General features: G+C 48.9%; 16 protein-coding genes. 1 reads left to right on the forward strand and 15 read right to left on the reverse strand.

Translation table 11 applies throughout. From position 1 onward, the window contains the following. Positions 1–4 precede the first annotated feature (4 nt). From F0220_RS17085 to F0220_RS17140, 12 genes are all read right to left on the reverse strand, one after another. Complete coding sequence (locus F0220_RS17085) at positions 5–1,192, reverse strand: MFS transporter (RefSeq protein WP_091019472.1); 1,188 nt, start codon at positions 1,190–1,192, stop codon at positions 5–7. Between the two features lie 82 nt (positions 1,193–1,274). After that, positions 1,275–2,492 (reverse strand): M24 family metallopeptidase, encoded by a 1,218-nt coding sequence (locus F0220_RS17090; protein ID WP_105599045.1) that lies wholly within the window; start codon positions 2,490–2,492, stop codon positions 1,275–1,277. After that, positions 2,485–3,330 carry an ABC transporter permease gene (locus F0220_RS17095; RefSeq protein WP_105599046.1) on the reverse strand — a complete coding sequence of 282 codons (846 nt, stop codon included), beginning with the start codon at positions 3,328–3,330 and terminating at the stop codon, positions 2,485–2,487. The genes F0220_RS17090 and F0220_RS17095 overlap by 8 nt, the downstream gene beginning before the upstream one ends. Continuing rightward, positions 3,323–4,240 (reverse strand): ABC transporter permease, encoded by a 918-nt coding sequence (locus F0220_RS17100; RefSeq protein WP_105599047.1) that lies wholly within the window; start codon positions 4,238–4,240, stop codon positions 3,323–3,325. The genes F0220_RS17095 and F0220_RS17100 overlap by 8 nt, the downstream gene beginning before the upstream one ends. Beyond that, positions 4,237–5,367 (reverse strand): ABC transporter ATP-binding protein, encoded by a 1,131-nt coding sequence (locus F0220_RS17105; protein ID WP_091019478.1) that lies wholly within the window; start codon positions 5,365–5,367, stop codon positions 4,237–4,239. Before F0220_RS17105 ends, F0220_RS17100 begins: the two co-directional genes overlap by 4 nt. Before the next feature lie 72 nt (positions 5,368–5,439). Beyond that, positions 5,440–6,576, reverse strand: coding sequence for an ABC transporter substrate-binding protein (locus F0220_RS17110; RefSeq protein ID WP_105599048.1), 1,137 nt, complete (start codon positions 6,574–6,576; stop codon positions 5,440–5,442). A 76-nt stretch (positions 6,577–6,652) separates the two neighbouring features. Next, the gene (locus F0220_RS17115) at positions 6,653–8,626 is read right to left on the reverse strand and encodes a hydantoinase B/oxoprolinase family protein (RefSeq protein ID WP_105599049.1); all 1,974 of its coding nucleotides are present in this window, start codon (positions 8,624–8,626) and stop codon (positions 6,653–6,655) included. After that, a complete protein-coding gene (locus F0220_RS17120; protein WP_105599050.1) occupies positions 8,623–10,671 on the reverse strand; it encodes a hydantoinase/oxoprolinase family protein in 2,049 nt (682 codons plus the stop codon). The genes F0220_RS17115 and F0220_RS17120 overlap by 4 nt, the downstream gene beginning before the upstream one ends. A 41-nt stretch (positions 10,672–10,712) precedes the next feature. Beyond that, positions 10,713–11,441 (reverse strand): FCD domain-containing protein, encoded by a 729-nt coding sequence (locus tag F0220_RS17125; protein WP_223199720.1) that lies wholly within the window; start codon positions 11,439–11,441, stop codon positions 10,713–10,715. A 284-nt stretch (positions 11,442–11,725) separates the two neighbouring features. Further along, a complete protein-coding gene (locus tag F0220_RS17130; protein WP_091019484.1) occupies positions 11,726–12,388 on the reverse strand; it encodes a class II aldolase/adducin family protein in 663 nt (220 codons plus the stop codon). 69 nt (positions 12,389–12,457) lie between these two features. Beyond that, the gene (locus F0220_RS17135; RefSeq protein ID WP_105599051.1) at positions 12,458–13,948 is read right to left on the reverse strand and encodes a rhamnulokinase; all 1,491 of its coding nucleotides are present in this window, start codon (positions 13,946–13,948) and stop codon (positions 12,458–12,460) included. A 125-nt stretch (positions 13,949–14,073) separates the two neighbouring features. Continuing rightward, entirely contained in the window at positions 14,074–15,864 is a 1,791-nt protein-coding gene (locus tag F0220_RS17140; RefSeq protein ID WP_105599052.1) for an L-fucose isomerase, read from the reverse strand. Between the two features lie 416 nt (positions 15,865–16,280). Here F0220_RS17140 and F0220_RS17145 point away from each other — a divergent pair, with 416 nt between their 5' ends. Next, positions 16,281–17,297, forward strand: a complete 1,017-nt coding sequence (locus F0220_RS17145) for a LacI family DNA-binding transcriptional regulator (protein ID WP_105599053.1) — start codon at positions 16,281–16,283, stop codon at positions 17,295–17,297. Between the two features lie 231 nt (positions 17,298–17,528). Here the strand turns inward: F0220_RS17145 and F0220_RS17150 are convergent, their stop codons facing one another. Genes F0220_RS17150 through F0220_RS17160 form a run of 3 tightly spaced genes read right to left on the reverse strand, consistent with a single transcriptional unit; the run spans position 17,529 to position 20,183 of the window. Further along, the gene (locus F0220_RS17150; protein ID WP_105599054.1) at positions 17,529–18,422 is read right to left on the reverse strand and encodes an NAD-dependent epimerase/dehydratase family protein; all 894 of its coding nucleotides are present in this window, start codon (positions 18,420–18,422) and stop codon (positions 17,529–17,531) included. A 12-nt stretch (positions 18,423–18,434) separates the two neighbouring features. Then, positions 18,435–19,172 (reverse strand): class I SAM-dependent methyltransferase, encoded by a 738-nt coding sequence (locus F0220_RS17155; protein ID WP_091019492.1) that lies wholly within the window; start codon positions 19,170–19,172, stop codon positions 18,435–18,437. A gap of 30 nt (positions 19,173–19,202) precedes the next feature. Then, positions 19,203–20,183: a Gfo/Idh/MocA family protein gene (locus tag F0220_RS17160; protein WP_105599055.1), complete on the reverse strand. Its 981-nt coding sequence runs from the start codon at positions 20,181–20,183 to the stop codon at positions 19,203–19,205. Positions 20,184–20,262: the final 79 nt, after the last annotated feature.

Here is a 20,262-nt window from a genome sequence, read left to right on the forward strand (position 1 = left end):
TGCTTTATGTAACCTGTCCCTTTAACCTGTGAACAAGCAAATTACACAAGACAAAACCGATCAAAACATACACACCAATCAAACCCACAATGCCTATCCATCCAAGATGACTGTAAAGCAGTCCGCCTCCTGTTCCACTTACGCTTGAACCAAGATAGTAGAAAAATAAATACAACGCATTGGCCTGGGATTTGTGCTGATTGGCCACGAGTCCAACCCAACTGCTTGCGATCGAATGGCCACCAAAGAAACCAAAGGCAAACAGAGCGAGTCCGATAATCTTGACCCAAAGCGCTGGATGAACGGTACAGACTGCACCCGCCAGAATAATTCCCAGCGCGATTCCAAGCACATGTGATCTGCCGTAACGATCTGCCAGTCGGCCCATCCAGGTGCTGCTTACCGTGCCCATCAGATATACCACAAAAAGACTTCCAACGATAGACTGGCTAAGATGATAGGGTTCACCCGTTAATTCAAAACCGATATAGTTGAACAGGGTCACGAATCCCCCCATCAGGAGAAAACCGAGTCCATACAGGCATAACAGCCTTGGATTGCCACATTGTGACCACAAAAGAGGTATTGGATTTTTGAATCCAGGTGCAGCTTTGACAAAATGACGGGATGGCGGAATGACAAACCAAAAAATAACGGCTGCACACAGTCCAAGAATACCAATGAAACCCACAGCAGCGCGCCAACTGAACCAATCTGTCACCACACCGCTGATGAAACGGCCGGCCATGCCACCTATTGAATTGCCGCTGATATATAGGCCCATAGCATAACCAAGACTTCTAGGCTCAATTTCTTCTGACAGATATGTCATGGCTATCGCTGGCAACCCCGCGAGTGCCACACCCTGGAGAATACGAAGCAGAAGAAGCTCCGTATAACCCGGGCTGAATGCGCTCAGCAAAGCAATAACAGAAGATATCACCAGTGCCGTTGTCATAATAAAGCGTCGGCCCACAGAATCAGACAAGGACCCGATGAACAGCATCGTCAGTGCCATGGCGATCGTTGTAACCGATAACGTAAGACTGGCGTGTGCCGGCGTAATGGAGAATGCGTCGCTAATCTCAGGCATCAGGGGCTGGAGGCTGTAGAGCAAAGCAAAAGTGACAAAACCTCCAGCGAACAGTGCAAGGCTAATGTTACGAAACGTCTTCGTTCCCTGCTGAATCATGGATGTTCCAACTTTCTCAGTAAGAAAGCTTCTTGGATCGACTGTGGCCTGATCGCCGGTCAGTGAAGCCTCCCATTTATCGTTATTTGGTGAACAGTTTCCGCTCCATATGGGTCAGAAACTCATAACCATCTGGCGTTACGACTATTGTATCCTCGATTTGGAATCCACCAGCACCTAGCTCGTAATATGGTACCTCAACACATAACACCATACCGGGCTCCAGTATCCGCTGGTCAACCGGGGAGAGGGTTATATCGTCGTACAGTTCCAACCCGATAGCATGTCCGACATGCTGACGTCGGTAATGTGGAATCCCTTCACGCTGTACGCGAGATACTGCCGCATGGAATACTTCCGACGCCTTGACGCCAGGGCGCACGGTTTCAAGTGCCGTCTCCCATCCACTTTTGACTGCATCAAAATGCTTTTTCATCCAGGCGGTAGGCTCCCCTGCAACAACCGTGCGGCCCGTATCTCCCCAGTATCCTTCCAGCTGCAGGCAGAGGTCGAAACGGACCTGATCTCCAACCTCAATCGTATGAAAATAATTTTCAATGAGTGGCAACGCACTGCGTGGCCCTGCCCCTACCGCTGTCATTGCCGGAGTTCCACCTGCTTGCATCACAGCCAGACGATAATGATCGGCAAGTTGCTTCTCATGAACACCTGCGGCAATCAGGTCAATGAGTTCCTGCTCAATCCGTTCATTTAATTGGGCAGCCTGACGCAGTTGCTCGATTTCAAAAGGTGTCTTGACCAGACGGATTTCTCGGAACAACTTATATGCGGGAATTACCGGTCTGTCAGGAGCCTCCTCCTTGATTCTCGTCAGAATATCGGGAGCAATCCGCATCTCATCGATTCCAATCGGCTGATCTTCGATCTCAAGCTGATTTAATGCAGATTTAAGTGCTTCAACAGGACCTGGATGAATAACCGTCGTCTGCAGGAGAGAATGAAAGAGATCAATGTCGTCAGTGGAAGGTTTGCCTTCGATCGAACCTTCTACGAAGAAATCACTATAGGCAAATATATCCACCCCCGTGATACCAAACTGGGCTACAACGCCCAACCGATTCGTTGGAATGATGATACACGGCTTAGCAGATCTGTCGGCAGGCAGAACCGCATAAATCTGCATGGTCCAGTTGCTTGCACGCAGTTGGGACCCGATGACATAGTGTATGTTCTCCGGAGTAGTTGCGATCAGGGCACTTAGTCCCTGCGCTTTCATCACTTCTTCCGCCCGATCCCGATTCAGACCTGAGCTATGGGATAGATGCTGTGAATTATTCATTTTGATCCAGACCTCCTTTTGTTTTCCTGCGACCAAACAAACTTTCAAGTCCTGGTACAGAGCGCAGCACTAGTTTAATCGTCATAAACAGAGCCAGCGCAAACGCGATCAGAACGACAGACACAACAGCAATTGTTGGGTCCTGCCATTTCTCCATATACAGGAATAGCTGTATTGGCAACGTGTAGCTATCCTGACGGAGCAACAGCAGTGCAGCCTCAACCTGATCGAAAGTGAAGACAAAAGCGATTGACCCTGACAGAAGCAGGGATAGTCGGAGCTGTGGCAGCGTAATTGTGAAAAAAATGCGCATCGGCCCTGCGCCAAGGTCCGCGGCAGCTTCACGATGAGCCGGGTGCAGATTAGCTAACGCACTGCCCACAATAGTGAGCACAAATGGAAGCACAATGACCGCTTCACCCAAAATAAGCGCAAACAGTCCGCCGGCAATATGCATTTTTGAGAATAAAATCAGGTAGGCGATACCCAGTGTAATCTTTGGCATAACCATCGGAGACACAAAAAATGCCCTTAAGATACCCGAGCCCGGGAAAGGGTATTGCACGATTGCTAGCGCTGAAAGTGTACCTGTAATCAAAGCCAGCAGAACCGCCCCTGTCGAAGCAATGAGACTGTTCTTGAATGCATCGAGAAACTGGGTCTGCTCACTCAAATTGGCGTACCATTTCAAGGTGAGACCTTCTGGCGGAAATTTGCTGGCTGAACCTGAGCCTACAGATGTCAACATAATCATCAGCAGTGGCAACAGCAAATAAATCGCTACGGCACCCACAAAGATATAGAGCATCAGCTTGGTGCCCCTGTTCGACTTAACCATATGCCTGACCTCCCTTACGGGAACGACGGAACATCAACATTTCTGCTCCTTTATTCACAAGTAACGAGACAACAATGGAAGACACAAGTAAGAACAGGCTAGCAACCGCAGCCATCGGCCAGTTCGTGTCCAAGGTTCGCTGGTATATAAACACCGGAAGTGTCATGACTCTTCCCCCACCGATCAGTTGAGGTGTGGTGAACGCGGTGAGGCATAACGTGAACACAATCTGTACCCCGCTTGCTATACCTCTTGCCGATAAAGGCAGGGTAATGGTCAGGAATGTTCTCCAGCTGCCCGCCCCCAGATCCTGAGCAGCTGCCTTTAGAGAAGCGTCACTTTGGGACAACACATTCAGAATCGGGAAGACCATAAATGGCAGGAAAATATGGACAAGGGCCACGACAACACCTGTCTCGTTATATATCATGCTGAATCCTTCCTCGGTTAGCCCTAGACGGATGAACAGCCAGTTCATGAAACCCTGTTTGGACAGCAACAGCTGCCATCCATAAGAACGTACAACCGCACTGACCAGTAGCGGTAGGAACGTGAGCAGCAGCAACATTTGCTTCATGCCAGGCTTCTTTAGACCGGCTATGCAATAGGCCAGCGGATATGCAAGCAGAAGACTCCATAGCGTAACCTTGAAGGCAATGCGAAACGTTGTCCCAATCAGCTTCCAGTAATAAGGGTCGGACAGAAAAGCACGATAAGCGCCTAAATCCCAGCCCCGAATAAGCTTTCCATTCTCATACATATCAAAGCTATATCTGCCAAAGATCAGCAATCCGCCCAGATAAACGATGCCCATCAGAGCAAGCGCTGGCAACAGAAGCAGCAACCGGGTTACCCATGGGCGGTTTCCAAAGGAATACAGATTCACGATCTGTTCCGCGATCCGGTTCATATTCTTGCCCCCTGTACACGGTCATCAATGGGTTCGGACAACAAGAGTGCGTCCTCTGGGTAAAAGCCAATTAGTATTGGCTCACCTGGACTATAACGTGAAGCTCCCCGCTGATGCAGCACACTGGCCTGAACTAGAAAACCTTCAGCAATCTGCACACTGTATCGAATATTTGCTCCGCCATAGACCGCTTCAATCACGTGTCCATCCAGCTTGTTTAGGCAATGAGTTGCATCTTCTCCAAGTCGAATATACTCATTGCGGATCGATAAGGAATGTCGTGCTCCCACTTTTGGTACGGCATTGCCATCACTGACTTTCACCAGCAATGAATTGCCAAAACATTCTACCCGAATTCCATTGATATCATCTCCTAACACTTTCGTCTCAAAGAGGTTGGTGTCTCCAATGAACTTGGCTACGAAACTATCGGCCGGTCTTTCATAGATTTCATCAGGGGTTGCGTATTGTAGCAGCTTTCCGGCGCGCATGACGCCAATTCGGTCAGACATGTTCATGGCTTCGCTCTGATCATGCGTTACAAAGATAAACGTTCCGCCGAACTCACGCTGGATGCGTTTCAGTTCACGCTGCATATCTAGACGCAGCTGCATGTCCAATGCCGAGAGAGGTTCATCAAGCAGCAGCACTTCGGGCCTGTTGATCAGTGCGCGAGCAATGGCGACGCGTTGGGCCTGCCCCCCGGACAGCTCGGATACAGCACGCCTGCCATAGTCTCCGAGTTGGACCAGATCAAGTATTTCACCTACCTGCCGTTGGATATCGGCTTTTGGTAGCTTCTTCACCTTTAGTCCATAGGCAATGTTGTTGAATACATCCATATGAGGGAACAACGCAAGCTGCTGAAAAATCATATTGCTATTACGTCCATAAGCCGGAATGCCGGTAACATCCCGACCTCCCAGCATAATGTTGCCCTGATCCGGTTGCTCAAGTCCGCCAAGCATTCGAAGCAATGTGGTTTTGCCACAGCCACTCGGACCAAGCAAGGAAACGAATTCTCCCTTTTTCACTTGGAATGTTACTTGATCAACGGCCGCTCGCTCACCATAACTCTTCGTGACTTCCCTTGTTTCAATGGATATGGTCTCTTGTCCGCTGCTCATCTCTGATTCCCTCCCATCGATTCCGGGTTCAGAACAGAACCCGGAATCGTTTTGTGCCTGGCAACAATCCTTTTATTGAAGCTTTATTTTCACGAGTCGATCCCATAGTTCCTTCCAGGAAGAGCTGTTCTGTGCGAGCACATCCCAGTCTGGATTAATGCCGCTACTTTGCGTTTCAACGGAGAATGAAGGATCATCCTTGTACTTGTCTGGAACTGCAGCTGTCGTACTGGTTACCGGCGTACCCGTCGCCTCTGCGTATTGTGACAGCGCCTCTGCGCTCAACAATTCGTTAATGATTTCGTTTGCAACACGTGCCTGCTCAGGTGTTGAGCCCTTCACGACCTGAAGTGTGTACGGGAAGGAGATGGCACCTTCGCTTGGATATGCTACGGCCAGTGGAGAACCTCCATCAATCCATGTCTGTGCAACCTGTGCACTGAATGGGGCAATGAGTGCATCACCTGACTCCAGCAGCGCTTTCAGCTGATCATTGGATGAAACCAATGTGCCAATCTGGTCACTGCGATCTGCCCAGAACTGGAAGGCTGGCTCGGGATTTTCATAGGATGCGCCAATTTCTTGACCTTTGGTAGCAATAAGCGGGGAGATATAGGAATAGAACATGTAATCCCAGAGCGCAGTTTTTCCTTTGAACTCCTCGTTATCCCACAGATCGTTCCAGCTGGTAGGCGGCGTTTTTACCAGGTCTTTGTTATATACCAGGGCGAAGCTCGAAACGCCCCAGACCACACCTTTATTGTCTGGCTTGTGGAAGGACTCCGGGATATCCTTGATATTGGTTACGATGCTTGTATCTAATGGCTCCCACATGTCATCGTTCAAACCTTTAGCCGTCGCATCTGCATTGAAATAACCGAAGTTGACGACCGGATTGTTGGCATCAGCCTGCTTGCCTGCCACCATCTTTGGATACATTACCGAATTGGAGGACTCCTCAAAAGTGACTTCAACGTTGGGATGTTCTTTCACATACTCGGCAACCACTTCTTTAGGAACAACATCCTGATTGGAACCGGCCCAGATAAACATCGTCAGCTTAACTTTGTCTGCGCCTGCTCCTGAAGAATCACTCTCTCCGGCAGTATTACTTGAGTTACCGGCTCCACCACAAGCGGAAAGCACCAATGTACTGGCCAGTGTCAGTGAGGCGAGGCTGAGAAAGCGTTTTTTGTTTGATTTAAACATGCATTTTCCCCCATCCATGTAGTTGGTTTTACGGTTTTATCGATAAGACGGAACTAGATATCCTCCATACACTTGATCAATTCAACCCTATTTGCTGGCGTATCCCTTCCATAATGTCTGAGATCTCCCGTGGATCTACTGTTAGGGATTCCTTACGTTTCTCCTCTACAATGCCCATGGTCTGACGTTTCAGGTAGTCTCTCAGTGCAAGCGGAGCATTCAGCAATGCCTGATTCAGCGTTACCTGCATCTCATCGCTCCATATGTCTTCAAATTGTTCCCGCGCCTTGCCATAGGCGAACTCCTCCTGCTGACGCACTCGCTTCGCTCTCATTTGTTCAGTATCGCTCTCGTTTAGCTCCAAGCCGTCAATCACAACACCGTATAACTCAAGAGCTTTATCCGTGGATACCAGCCCTCTTCTTACATCTTCCAGAACCAGACGAGAATCACGTTCATACGGATCGCCATATCCGCCTCCGCCTTGCGAAAGGAACGTAACCGTTTCTCCAGGCTGAAGTAACAGCTCATCAATTCTTCCCAGATGATGCTCACTTGCACGCCCAGCATTTAAAATCGCTTCTCCATGTGAACCTACGCCGCCACCGAGCCTGCCCCACGGCTGAAACTCCATACGCTCCATGTTTCTGGCCGTCATCACAGTATCCGGTGTTAGAATTCTGACACACAGGTCAATCCCGCTTCCACCCCGGAAGGTTCCTGCACCTGCCGAGTCAGCACGAAGACCATAATGCTCGATTAACACAGGCATCTCGGATTCAACCGTTTCCGCAGGAATATTCCGTAGATGACCGACCGCAAAATCCATGCCGTCAATCCCGTCTTTCATCGGCCTAGCTCCGGAACCTCCGCAGATCGGCTGAATTACGCCCACCTTTTTCTTGCCATCGGATGCATCTGTCATCGCCATCATGACAATGCAGGCTTGTCCAGCTCCTGCCGCGGGGACCATATTGCCCTGAGCTTTCCCCAGGGCTCCCGTGATTACGTCCATCAGCCGAATAAAGGTCGCGGCACGTGCCCCAACAGCTGCCATCGGCTCAGGGTTGAGTACAGAAGCAGGCGGTGCGTTATTTCGCACCATGCGAATCATGCCCGAATTCCACGGAATGGTCGGATCGAGTGTACGGAAGTAACGAATGAGTGCGGGTACCAGCATGTAATGTCCCTGTTGATTGTGGGTAGGAATATTGAATGAAGCCCTGACCTGAGGATCGGTGCCGCTAAAGTCCAGATGAATGTCACTGCCCGCGATCGTCATTTTGCATCGCAACCGGATGGGATATCCTCCGGACCCCTTCTCCAGGTAGTCCCAGAAGTCATAGGAACCATCCGGAATATCCTGCACGATGGCACGGGCCTTCAGCTCGGCGTACTTCAACAAATGTTCGATACCCTGCTGAATTTTTTCCACGCCATAACGTGCAATAAGTTCCTGAAGCCGCTGCTCTCCCCGATTTAAGGCAGCCATAAGCGCTTTGAGATCACCAAGATTTTGTTCCGGAATTCGGCTGTTGTCCAGAAACATGCGCAGGATCTGCTCGTTCAGAACACCAGCTTCATATAGCTTGACTGGTGCAATCCGAATGCCTTCCATATGAATATCGTAGGCGCTGGGAGATACACTCCCCGGTACCTTACCACCCACGTCAGAAGAATGAACAAAGCACATGCCATATGCAATAATTCGCCCTTCGTGAAAATAAGGCTTGATGAGATGAATGTCTGGAAGGTGTGTGACCATGCCTTTGGTGGAATAAGGATCATTACATATGACGAGATCCCCTTCCTTCCAGTCTTCTATACTGTTAATGGTCGCAGCAGCAGGAATGCCCAGGGACAGATTGTAGCCTGTCTCCAGCGGCGAGCCGAACGTTTCTCCGGATGGAGATAAGAGGTAGGTTCCAAAATCGCCCGTTTCTTTGACAAAAGCGGTGAATCCTGTGCGCAGAACGACATTCGCCATTTCTTCCACGGCGGCTTGAATCCGGTTGTTAAAAATCTCAAGAAAGACCTTGTCACCGATCATGCTTCCACCTCCCCAATCACGTTCCCGTGAGCATCCCGGTATACCTTAAATCCAGGCGGGATAAAGATCGTTGTATCATATTCCTCCACAATAATAGGCCCGGGGATGGGAGCAACCACCGATGGAATCTGTCCCCTTTTCAGTACCCTGGCTGTCTGCTGTACATGGTCAAAGGTAAAGATCCGTTCTTCCGCCTCACTCTCATCGAATGGCAAATTTACTGGAACTACCGTGTTATGAGTAGGCAAAACACCAACAATGGTCGCTCTGAGACTTACAAACATAACCTCTGCCTCTGGCTGACTAATGCCAAACACGTTTTGGTAAGATGAATGGAATTTCATTCCTGCCTTTTTAGGGTCTTCAATTTCTTCCAATGTCAGCGTGACCTCAAGATCAAATGCTTGTCCTTCATAGCGCATATCCGCACTGTATAGGCAATAGATATTGTCCAGCTTGACACCGCCTCGCGCTTCCTCATCGATCCAGCTACGTCCCTGGTTTTCCAGTTCAGCGAAAAGAGAACCTAATTCGCCAGACACCAAAGTCTGGGTGCTTTTATGTAACGTATAAACGAAATCATTGCGAAGATTGGCAACCGTGCAGCCCATGGCACACAGCGTTCCCGGAGATGGCGGGATCAGCACTCTGCCAATGCCTACCTCACGTGCCATCAGAAAAGCATGCATCGGGCCAGCTCCACCATATGCGAGCAACGTAAAATCGCGGGGATCAACACCCTTGCGAGCCATTAGGGGAGAAAACTGGGCATACATATTGGCGGTTGCCACATCGAGAATGGCTTGTGCGGTATGTTCAGCATTCAGTCCAAGCTTCTCTCCCAGATTGGATAGAGCACGCTCTGCAAGTTCGGGATACAGACGCATTTGTCCACCAAGGAAACGATCAGCATGCAAGATACCGAGCTGTAGATAGGCATCTGTGGTTGTCGGCTCTTCTCCCCCGCGCTGATAGCAGGCCGGACCCGGGTTGGCTCCTGCGCTACGTGGTCCAACCTTGAGTACGCCTACGGAATCAAGCCAGGCAATTGAACCACCACCTGCTCCTATAGCCGTTACATCAACAGCAGGAATAATGACAGGAAAATCACCAACCTTGTTCTCGGATGAATAGGTTGGTTCTTTGTCAATGAGAGCAACGTCAACGCTTGTCCCGCCCATGTCAAATGTGATGACCTGATGAATCCCAGCTCGTTCAGCGATATGGGTCGCGGCGATTACGCCGGAAGCAGGCCCGGATAGAAGCGTGCGTACCGGCTCATTAGCCGCTCTGGCAGCTGTCATGATTCCACCGTTGGACATGGTGGACAGCAAGTTGGCTTTGAGGCCATATGCCTGAATCCCTTCTTGCAGACGCAGGAAGTAAGACCCCATCCGTTCACCTACATAAGCGTTCATCGCCGTTGCGAGTGTTCGTTCGAACTCACGCTGTTGTGGCCAGATTGCGCTGCTTCGGCAGATGAACAGTTGTGGATAACGTTCCCTGATCAGATCTTCCGCAAGCTGTTCATGCGCAGGATTCACATAAGCATGCAAAAAACTGATGGCCAAAGCTGTAACGCCATCCTCCACCAGCTCATGCACCGCTTGCAACAGCTGTTCTTGATTCAGTGGCTGGAGTATCCTCCCACTCGCAATCACACGTTCATCAACTTCCTTAACGCGATGTCTCGGTACTAAAGGATCTGTCTTGTCACCGTACAGATTGGTTGTATCCTCAAGTCGCAACCGCCGGATTTCAAGAATATCGCGGAATCCTTTAGTGACCAACAGGCCTGTAACGGCACCATTTCGTTCGATTAACGTGTTGACGCCAAGTGTTGTTCCATGCACAAATAGATCAATCTCACGAATGTTCACGCCATTCGCCTTGAGTTGATCAAGTACGTTGAAAATCGCCTGTTCTGGAGCTGCTGCAATCGATGGCGTCTTCAGCGCCGCAATCACCCTGTTCTGATGGTCCATCACCAGTGCATCCGTGAAAGTACCTCCGATATCTATACCTAAACGATAGAGTGTGTCCACAAGCTCAACTCCTTTAACACCGGGTTTCGTTCAAAGGTGTTTTATTGGTTTTGCATGGCGAAATAACGTTTGACATCATTAATCATTTGGTTAATATGGTTCACCATCGCCGCTTCAGCCTGCTCTGGAGAGCCGGCTACAATAGCATCCAGAATCTGCTGATGGTCCACAACTAATTCACTTCCTACTCTCCGGCGAATATATGCTGTCTCCAGAAAATCACGGCTTGTCTCCCATACCAGTTCAACCGCGTGCAGAAGAATTTGGTTTTGCGCAGCATAAGCCAGCAATCTGTGAAACTCCCGGTCCTGTTCGTATGGTATAATATTCTTGGAAAGCAATTCATGCTGGTTCACAATCGATGCTTGCAACAGTAATATGTATTCTTTCGATGCACGCTGTGCTGCCAGAGAAGCAATCTCCCGCTCAAGTGCCCTTCTGGCAACGAGAACATCCACTAGAGCCTTTTCCCCGGAATGATTCAGCATCTGAATTAACTGTGAATTCACGCTTTTTTGCTGCAACTCTCTTTCTAATATATTTATTCGATCCAGACCCTGTTCGGTCAAAGTCCTTCCCTTGCGGCCTTCCAGAACTGTAAAACCTTCAACATCCATCTCCATAAGTCTTCTTCCGATGGTTGCCTGACTCAGACCATACGTTTTGCCCAAAGTATGAACCAACGTACTGGCCCCGATGGGAGCGCTGGCGTCTCGAAGCTGCTTCAGCAGTTCGTATTCCAGCTCCATTTCGTTTAGCTCAGGACCCACTGCATTCACCCCCCTCTTAAATACTTAATTGTTATTTATTATGCTTTTAGTTGTTACTCATTGATGATTAACGATAGTATAACTTCAAGCCATCTCAGTTTCAACAAATCTCATCAAATTAGTACGAATTATTCACTTCCGCTTTAATATTACGTTTTCTAATTCGACATTAAAAAAGAGCATTTCACATCCTTTATTCCAACGTTTAGCCGGAGGATGCAAACTGCCCTTAAGGTAGTAATATTTTGAACCATGAACACACTCACAAATGAACAAATAAGGTCTCAGGACTTGAGTTGTTGCAATAACTGCACACGGTAGGCTTCACTTTCAAGCGATTGAATTTCCTTATATTCTTCGGCAGTAAGCACTTTGGGTTCCCCGGCTGCTTTTGCGATCATATATACCTTCGCGCTTTCTTCCACTACCTGGGTGCGATAATAGGCTTCGCGGAGGTTTTTACCCGTTGTGACCAATCCGTGATTGACGAGAATGAGTGCCGTATGTTCTTCTACCTTTGCTGAGACTGCATCGGCAAGTAGTTTCGTCGTTGGCAGAACATATGGAACGAACCCGATATCGCCCACCAAAGCCGACTGATCAGGGAACAAGTGTGGCAATTCATCGAAAACAAGACTAAGTGCAATCGTATAGGCCGGATGCGTATGCACAATGGCTTGGATATCAGGATTCACACGATAACTGTACAGATGCATCAAAACTTCGGAAGAAGGGCGTGTTGTTCCCGCACGAGTCTCTCCTGTCTCGATATCAATGGCGATCCATTCGTCAGGCTCCAGATCCTCAAGTGCATAACCACTCGGAGACAATAACATCGTTCCCCCAGAGCGAGCGCTCAGATTCCCACCGGGTCCTACCACCAACCCTTGGGCAACTGCTCTGCGGGCATATTTCGTCAACTCTTCCCTTATTTGCTGTTCAGACATGTTTTCTCCACTCCTCATACTTTTCTTTTTAGCATTTTGCGTCCATGCTCATTGCATTAAATCTGTTCATTACCTTTTGATTTGATTCAGACTTTGGTAGTTTTCATAAGCTTCCTGCCACAGCTCTGTATCCTCAGGCTCATAGGTCTCGGGGGAAAAGGAAGCAGCCATGACCTCCCGTACCTCGGCCAAGCTACTCACTTCTCCATGCGCAAGGAATTGCAGCATGCAATTCCCGGCTGAAGTCGCCTCTGCCGGGCCTGCCACCACCGGGACACCGGCTGCATTGGCTGTAAACTGGCATAATAGTCGATTGTGTACACCACCACCAACCATATGAATGACACGAGGTCTTGTACCTGTAATCAACTGCATTTCATCCAGCGTCTGTCTGAATTCCAGTGCAAGACTTTCCAGAATGCAGCGTACAATCGCTCCAGTCGTTTCGGGCACTGTCTGTCCGGTGAGACTGCATTGTTGCCGTATTCGTTCAGCCATATTCCCTGGCGCCAAATACACGCCATCTCCCGGCGATACATAACTTTGATGCGGCGTTGCCAAGGCAGCCAATTGAATCAGTTCTTCATGTGTAAAAAGTTGATTCTCCCGCTCCCATTGCCGTTTGCATTCCTGTAGCAGCCACAAGCCTGAACGATTTTTCAGGGTGCGTACTTTTCCACTTACCGTCCCTTCATTCGTGAATCCCCGTGCACGACTTCGATCATCCAATACAGGTGTATCACGCTCCACCCCCATCAGAGACCAGGTGCCACAGCTGATAAAAGCGAAATCCGAATCATTCGCAGGGATTGCTGCCAGGGCAGATGCCGTATCATGTGAGCCTACAGAGACTACCTGCATCGGTCCAGTCCGTAACTCGGCGCACAACTCATTTGTTAAATCGCCCAGCACGGTACCCGGTTGAACGAGTTTTGGAAATAATGTTTCCGGTATACCGAGACGCCCGATCAGATGTTCATTCCAACGCGCCTCACCTGCATGCAACAGTCCACTGGTACTTGCAATCGTATACTCACAAGCCTGCTGACCGGATAGATAATAGTGAAACAAATCCGGCATAAATAACATGCGTACATCCGGACGCAAACCTTCGACATGCTCTCGCACACTGCCTAGCAATTGGAATACCGTATTGATTTGCTGCGGCAGAACGCCGGACATGGCGTACAGTTCTTCTTCTTTCACAAGGTGCAGAACTTCTTCCATCCACTGCGCATTGCGTGCCTCCCGATAGTGACGTGGATTCGAGCATAATCTTCCCGCCCCATCTACCAGTCCATAGTCCACTCCCCACGTATCCACAGCTATAGAACGGACCGTTGGAGAGATGCCTTGCGTCCCTTTCACAATGCCTTGTTTTAATTCATGAAAAAGTCGCAAGAAATCCCAATACAATCCATCGCCCAGCTGCACGGGTACGTTGTTGAATCGATGAACTTCTTGTAACGAGAGTCTGCTTCCATCAAAAGAACCCCGGACTACGCGTCCACTCCCAGCGCCGTAATCGGCAGCAAGCACATGTGTTGCTTGATCGCCCATTTTTTCAAGCCTCCTTAACTCTACGCGATAAGCCGTATTCGAGTTCTGAACGCAGCTTTCAAGAGAACGCCATGTTACCTTCAATTCATAAGGAACATGGCGTTTGACAGGAATGGAACTTTATTTTAACGATATAACGGGCCAAATACACTGCAAGCACGGTAGTCTGCGCTTTCCGGCTCACTTGTGCCGAACAATCCCCATGCACGCGGACGGAAAATCTCCGATTCAGGTACATTATGCATATTTACCGGAATGCGCAGCATGGAAGCCAGCGTAATCAGATCAGCACCGATGTGTCCATACGAGATGGAGCCATGGTTAGCGCCCCATTGATTCATGACCTCGTATACGGAAGTAAACGCTCCCGATCCGGTTAGAACAGGTGCAAACCAGGTGGATGGCCAGGTAGGGTCTGTCCGTTGATCCAGCGTATCATGCACATCTTCAGGCAGATCGACCGTGTAACCCTGAGCGATTTGCAGCACCGGACCCAGTCCTTTGACCAGATTCAGACGTGTCATCGTTACAGGCATGCCACCTTTGGTCAGGAAATCCGCTGAATAGCCGCCCCCGCGGAAATATTCTACGGATGCCGGTCTCCAGGATGTTGCTTTTAGGCAGTCCTGTACTTCCTCATCTGTAATTTCCCAGAATGGCTTGAGCACAGGCTTCCCATCTCTGGACTGTTGTCCGGTGCCATCCAAGGCTGCGGAACCGGAGTTAATCAGATGCAAAATGCCATCCTTCGCGTTTCCTTCCAACTGGTGCCCCGTCACACGCTGTACCGAATCCGGACTCCAATACGTGCGCACATCAGCAAAGATCTGTGCCGTATGTGTCAGCAGCGAACCGAATAACATCGATACCCCGTTCAGGCTGTCATTCTCCGTTGCAACTAGATAAGGCGCACGTTTGCCATTCCAGTCAAAGGAAGAGTTTAATATCGACTCCAGAAAATCTCCGTTAGGTGAATGATCTGTCCACTGCCGTTGTCCCTGGAAGCCGGATACAATCGCGTGGTGGCCCATCGATTCCTCTGTGAAACCAAGCTCAGCCAATCTTGGATTGCCCGCCATCAAGTCACGCACAATTTGGGTCATTTTCACAACGGTCTCCCATTCGTACTCTTTGCGTTTGCGATCCGTTTGTAGATGGGCAGCGTTGTTGTCCGGACCTTCGTTACAATTCTCCTTCACCCAGGCCAGTGCGAGCTTATACTCTTCAGGATCGTAGATTTCTTCTTCAATACGACGAGTGAGCTCGCTCATATCCACATATTCGTTTCTCATGCCCAGATACTCTTGGAAAAATGAATCGTTCACAATCGAACCTGCAATCCCCATGGATACCGATCCAATGGACAGATACGCTTGCCCTTTCAAGGTAGCGGCTGCCAGACCCGCACGGCTGAACCGGAGTAATTTCTCACGCACGTCATCGGGAATTGTTGTATCCCCGCCGTCCTGAACATCCTCTCCATAGATCCCAAAGGCCGGAATCCCCTTCTGTGCATGGGCAGAGAGAACTGCCGCCAGATATACAGCACCCGGACGTTCAGTTCCGTTAAAACCCCAGATAGCTGTTGGAGTGGATGGTGACATATCCATCGTTTCCGTACCATAACACCAGCATGGTGTCACGGTGATCGTTACGCCCACGTTGGAACGGCTGAATAGTTCTGATGCTGCGGCCGCTTCGGCCACTCCGCCAATACAAGTCTCGGCCACAACACATTCCACCGCGGACCCGTCAGGATAACGCAGTTCGGCTGCAAGCAGTTCCGCAACAGATGTCGCCATCCGCATCGTTTGCTCTTCCAGTGACTCCCGAACACCCTTGCGTCTTCCATCAATCGTGGGACGAATACCAATCTTGGGGAAAGCCTGCTTATAACGATAATCCTGATGTGTCATACTGGAATGTCCTCCTTCAATTCGTTTCATAGAATTATTTGGGTTGAATTGAGAAACCTTCTGTCTGATCCATATGCAGTGATTGGAATGAGATAATGACGGAAATACAACCGATACCCGGGTGGCATGCAAGAGCTGCATACACAGATTATCAAGAGCATTACTTGGAATTGAATGCGTTTACATATTTAAAAAAAATACCAATAAACCATTTCATTAATCAGCCTTGTATGTAGTTCCTCTTTTCAAGGAAATGGAACGTGCATGAGCGAATTCAACGAAATGGTTTATGTAGTAAAGACGTTCAGAACCCTTTAGGGTTATCGGTAACCCTAACATAGCATGAGCCTATCTTGCTGTCAATTGGCATTATCCTATAGAATGGTAAGACTATGTTGCGGAAAGGTTAGATTCTAATGATTACCATTTACGATATTGCCAAAAAAGCCAACGTCTCCGCCATGACGGTCTCCAAAGTCATTAATCATACAGGCCGCATAAGTTCCGCGACACGCGAACGTGTGCAACAGGTGATCGACGAACTGGGTTACATCCCGAACTCCAATGCACGCAGTCTTGTGCTTCAGCGAACCCAGATGCTCTCGCTGCTTATTACGGATATTACCAACCCTTTTTATACAACACTCGCCCGCGGTGCTGAAGATGCAGCCCATCTTCGTGGGTACCGTCTTTTATTTGGCAACAGTGACGAGGATTACCATAAGGAAAAGGACTACGTGGATGCAATTCTGTCAACTCGCGTCGATGGTGTACTCTTTGCCCCTGCAGGAGATCGTTCTCTCACTCATCTGAAACAGTTGCAGGAACGTCACATTCCGTTTGTCTTTCTAGACCGAACCGTCCCTGGCATTACGTCAGATGTCATTGCCGGAGATAGCCGGGAAGGTGCGATTGAACTGATCCGATATCTGGTGCAATTGGGGCACCGGCGCATTGCACTGGTCAATGGTTCTTCAGAGGTTTCTACCGCCAGACTGCGGGAGGAAGGTTATGTAGCGGGTTTGCGTGAGGTCGGAGTTGATATCGATCCCGAACTTGTGCTTCGAACCGGGTACCGGGATTTCAGCGATGAAGAGGGACTGGATCAACTACTCTCACAACCGGAGAAACCAACAGCCATTTTTGCCGCCAACAACATGCTGGCGATTGGGGTCATCCGGCTTTTGCGCAAACGAGGACTACGTGTGCCAGAAGACATCTCTGTCGTATGCTTCGACGATCTGGATCTGGCTTCTGCTTTTGATCCTTTCCTGACTGTAGCAGCACAGCCAGCATATGACTTTGGGTTTCAGGGCGTACAGATGCTGATTGACCGGATTGAGGGCAAGGCCCCTTCCGAAGCCCAAACCGTCATTCTACCATCAGAACTGCGCATACGGGCTTCAGCTACTGCTCCACGTGAGCAAAAATAGAGTTAAGCACCAGAGTTGACTAAATATTATCGTGTAAATGATTAGTCCCACCTATCTAGATTAGCTCCCGTTCCAATTCGAAAAAATGTACAACATGAACAGGGTGCACCGGAGACTTCACTCTGGTTGCACCCTGTTTGATGTTCATACGTTGGAATGACCCAATTCGTCCGAACCGGTTGGTTCGTCAGATTCATTCAGTTTCATTTTGGTTCCATCCGAGCCGATATTCTACCGCTCCGACTGTAATGCGAGAGCAACCTCACGAACGAGTCCCGGGAACCAGTCCATCAGAGGTTCGAACGTATATCCCGCTTGTTCTGCCTTGGTCGTCACCATCGTCCATGATTGCTCAACGCCGAAGGGTGACATATCTTCTTTCACCGTTTCCATGAGGATCTGGGACTGCATGCCCGTGACCGTCTCGATCAGATGTATCATGGCTGACAGCGTAATTGCACCCTTGGAAGCTGCATTCACTGGACCGGTAATGGACGAATGTCCAAGCCAAGCGAGAAATCTTGCCGCTTCAGTGGAATTGATAAATCCAATCTCCGCATCCGGATTTGGCATGCCGATCGGTTTTCCTTTTTGCACATGTTCAATATGAAAATGGAGTCTTCTCGTATAATCATCAATCCCGAGTACAATGGGAATGCGCATCGCTACAACCGGGAAATCCGCTACTTGGAAAAATACAGCCTCTGCAAGCCGTTTGCCTTCTCCATACGAAAAATCCTCCGCACTCCCATACTGTAATGGATATGTATACGGGTCAAAATCCGTTTCCTTAAATCCAGGTTTGGGATCACCGTACACCGAGAGTGTGGATGTCAGAACGTATCTTTTGGTGCGTCCTGCAAAAGCTTCACATGCCGATTTCGCCGCATTTGGGGAGTAACAGATATTGTCGTACACGACATCCCACATGTCTGTCTGCGCAACCTCTGCCAGAGATTCCGGGTCTTCACGATCCATCTTGATTCGGTTTACTTCGGGTCCGAAGTCAACATCCGTTTTACCACGAGTGGCGACTGTGATCTGAGACTTCCCTTCCCACAGCAAGTGATCCACCAGACGTTTACCGAAAAAACGTGTACCCCCAAGTATAAGGACTTTATTCATCCAAAAAACCTCCTATCTTGTTCGATTATGTTTAACAATGTGAAGCATGGTGTGAGCGTTCCGTTGAAACTCATATGAAGTTGGTTCTTCGGATACCGTGCACCCACGCTCTTCGAGTATTAATTTTAACTCATCCATGTGCTTGTAACGTTGGCCAGACAGATCCACTGTTGGAAAAATGCGAACCTCTCGTTTGGTCACACGCAGTAGTTCCATCACGGTTGCAACATGAAAATCAACATCCAATCGATCCGCGTACGTAAACAGGAAATGGGCGGATAACGTCAGATCAAATTGTCCATCCGCAAAGGGTAGATCCGGGAGCACAGACGCCACATAACGGTCAGGAAACATTCTCATATCTGCGATGCAATCTGTGATGGCACGAGTTCGTTCTTCCTTTAACCCCTGGATTGATCCAAATTGATCCCACACATATATGTTTTGCACGGGTTCCATCTGTTTCATCGTATGCTCAATGTCCTGATATCCCTTTACTTCAAGCTCGTCGATCCCGTATTCGTAGGCAATATCTACCGCTACAGGGTCTGCACCCAACTTGCGCGCCTGACTGCTGAACGAACATGCTCCGCCGGGACAATCCAGAATCGACTTGCCAGTAATCTCTTCTACCGTTAAGTTGAACATCTTCATATATTCCTCGAAGGTTCTTCCTATGAAAACAATCTGTGACAGTTCCAAACCACCAGAATCATTGGAGGGTTTGTTGCTCTGCTCATCTCTGCTCATCTCGTCTCAGCTACCTTTCCTGTTTTTGAATCAATCGTTAGGGAACACAAGCCCAATCTGCTTCCGAATCTGATCCATGACCTGCATCGTAACATAGGAGCGTTCATACGTGTTCATGTCAGACTCCTTTTTGCCTTCCTGAACCAGATTCACGAACTCCTCCACTTCATAATACATCGCCGGATGGTTTTGTTCGACTGTGAGCTGCTCCACCGTACCGTCATTGTAACGTATCTCTGCATGTTCCGGTGAGCCAATCTTGTCAATGATGATGCTGCCCAGTTCCCCCATAATTTCGCTTGGTACATGAGAATTGGAGATTTTGGAGTATGTAACAACCGCATCCATCCCATCATAATCCAGTAGCACACTGCCTTGTCCATCCACACCAGATTCCAGCATCATCGCTTGGGATTGAACCCGATTAGGTGCACCGAACAACGTAATCAATGGATAGAGACAATACACACCGAGATCCATTAACGCCCCATTAGCGAGTTCAGGCTTGAACGCGTTCAGGACAATCCCCTCTTTGTACTTGTCGTAACGCGAAGAATACTGAGAGTATCCTGCTACATATTTGCGGACAGGACCGATTTTATACAGGCTCTTCTGCACCATTTTGAACTGGGGGACAAGGGTCGATTTCATCGCTTCCATGAGCAGAACCTCGTGTTCTCGTGCTGTATCGATTATGCTCCGAACTTCGGCACTGTTTGCAGCCAGAGGTTTCTCGCACAATACATGTTTACCGTTTCTCAGAAAAAGCTCAGCCTGCTCTGCATGAACCGTATTTGGTGTGGCAATGTAGACTGCATCAATCACATCACTTGCTGCCAACTCTTCCAGATCGGTGAAGCGGTGTTCAACATCATATTTATCTGCAAATGCATTAGCCTTATCTTCAGTTCTTGAATACACGGCGGTTAACTTGAATCCATCAACCTGTGCTGCGGCTTCGAGAAGCCTTTCTGTAATCCAGTTGGTACCCACTACTCCAAAACGAACCATGCTTACCTACCTCTTTCATCTATAAATTTCATTTGAGATATAAACCACTTCCATCTTGTATATTGTAGCTCATATTTCG

The organism is Paenibacillus sp. 37, from assembly GCF_008386395.1.
In the GTDB taxonomy this organism is placed as follows: Bacteria; Bacillota; Bacilli; order Paenibacillales; family Paenibacillaceae; genus Paenibacillus; species Paenibacillus amylolyticus_B.

Excerpts from the sequence above, each read along its gene's own strand:
- F0220_RS17085 (WP_091019472.1), bottom strand. The coding sequence starts at position 1,192 with ATGATTCAGCAGGGAACGAAGACGTTTCGTAACATTAGCCTTGCACTG.
- F0220_RS17090 (WP_105599045.1), bottom strand. The coding sequence starts at position 2,492 with ATGAATAATTCACAGCATCTATCCCATAGCTCAGGTCTGAATCGGGAT.
- F0220_RS17095 (WP_105599046.1), bottom strand. The coding sequence starts at position 3,330 with ATGGTTAAGTCGAACAGGGGCACCAAGCTGATGCTCTATATCTTTGTG.
- F0220_RS17100 (WP_105599047.1), bottom strand. The coding sequence starts at position 4,240 with ATGAACCGGATCGCGGAACAGATCGTGAATCTGTATTCCTTTGGAAAC.
- F0220_RS17105 (WP_091019478.1), bottom strand. The coding sequence starts at position 5,367 with ATGAGCAGCGGACAAGAGACCATATCCATTGAAACAAGGGAAGTCACG.
- F0220_RS17110 (WP_105599048.1), bottom strand. The coding sequence starts at position 6,576 with ATGTTTAAATCAAACAAAAAACGCTTTCTCAGCCTCGCCTCACTGACA.
- F0220_RS17115 (WP_105599049.1), bottom strand. The coding sequence starts at position 8,626 with ATGATCGGTGACAAGGTCTTTCTTGAGATTTTTAACAACCGGATTCAA.
- F0220_RS17130 (WP_091019484.1), bottom strand. The coding sequence starts at position 12,388 with ATGTCTGAACAGCAAATAAGGGAAGAGTTGACGAAATATGCCCGCAGA.
- F0220_RS17135 (WP_105599051.1), bottom strand. The coding sequence starts at position 13,948 with ATGGGCGATCAAGCAACACATGTGCTTGCTGCCGATTACGGCGCTGGG.
- F0220_RS17140 (WP_105599052.1), bottom strand. The coding sequence starts at position 15,864 with ATGACACATCAGGATTATCGTTATAAGCAGGCTTTCCCCAAGATTGGT.
- F0220_RS17145 (WP_105599053.1), top strand. The coding sequence starts at position 16,281 with ATGATTACCATTTACGATATTGCCAAAAAAGCCAACGTCTCCGCCATG.
- F0220_RS17150 (WP_105599054.1), bottom strand. The coding sequence starts at position 18,422 with ATGAATAAAGTCCTTATACTTGGGGGTACACGTTTTTTCGGTAAACGT.
- F0220_RS17155 (WP_091019492.1), bottom strand. The coding sequence starts at position 19,172 with ATGAGCAGAGATGAGCAGAGCAACAAACCCTCCAATGATTCTGGTGGT.
- F0220_RS17160 (WP_105599055.1), bottom strand. The coding sequence starts at position 20,183 with ATGGTTCGTTTTGGAGTAGTGGGTACCAACTGGATTACAGAAAGGCTT.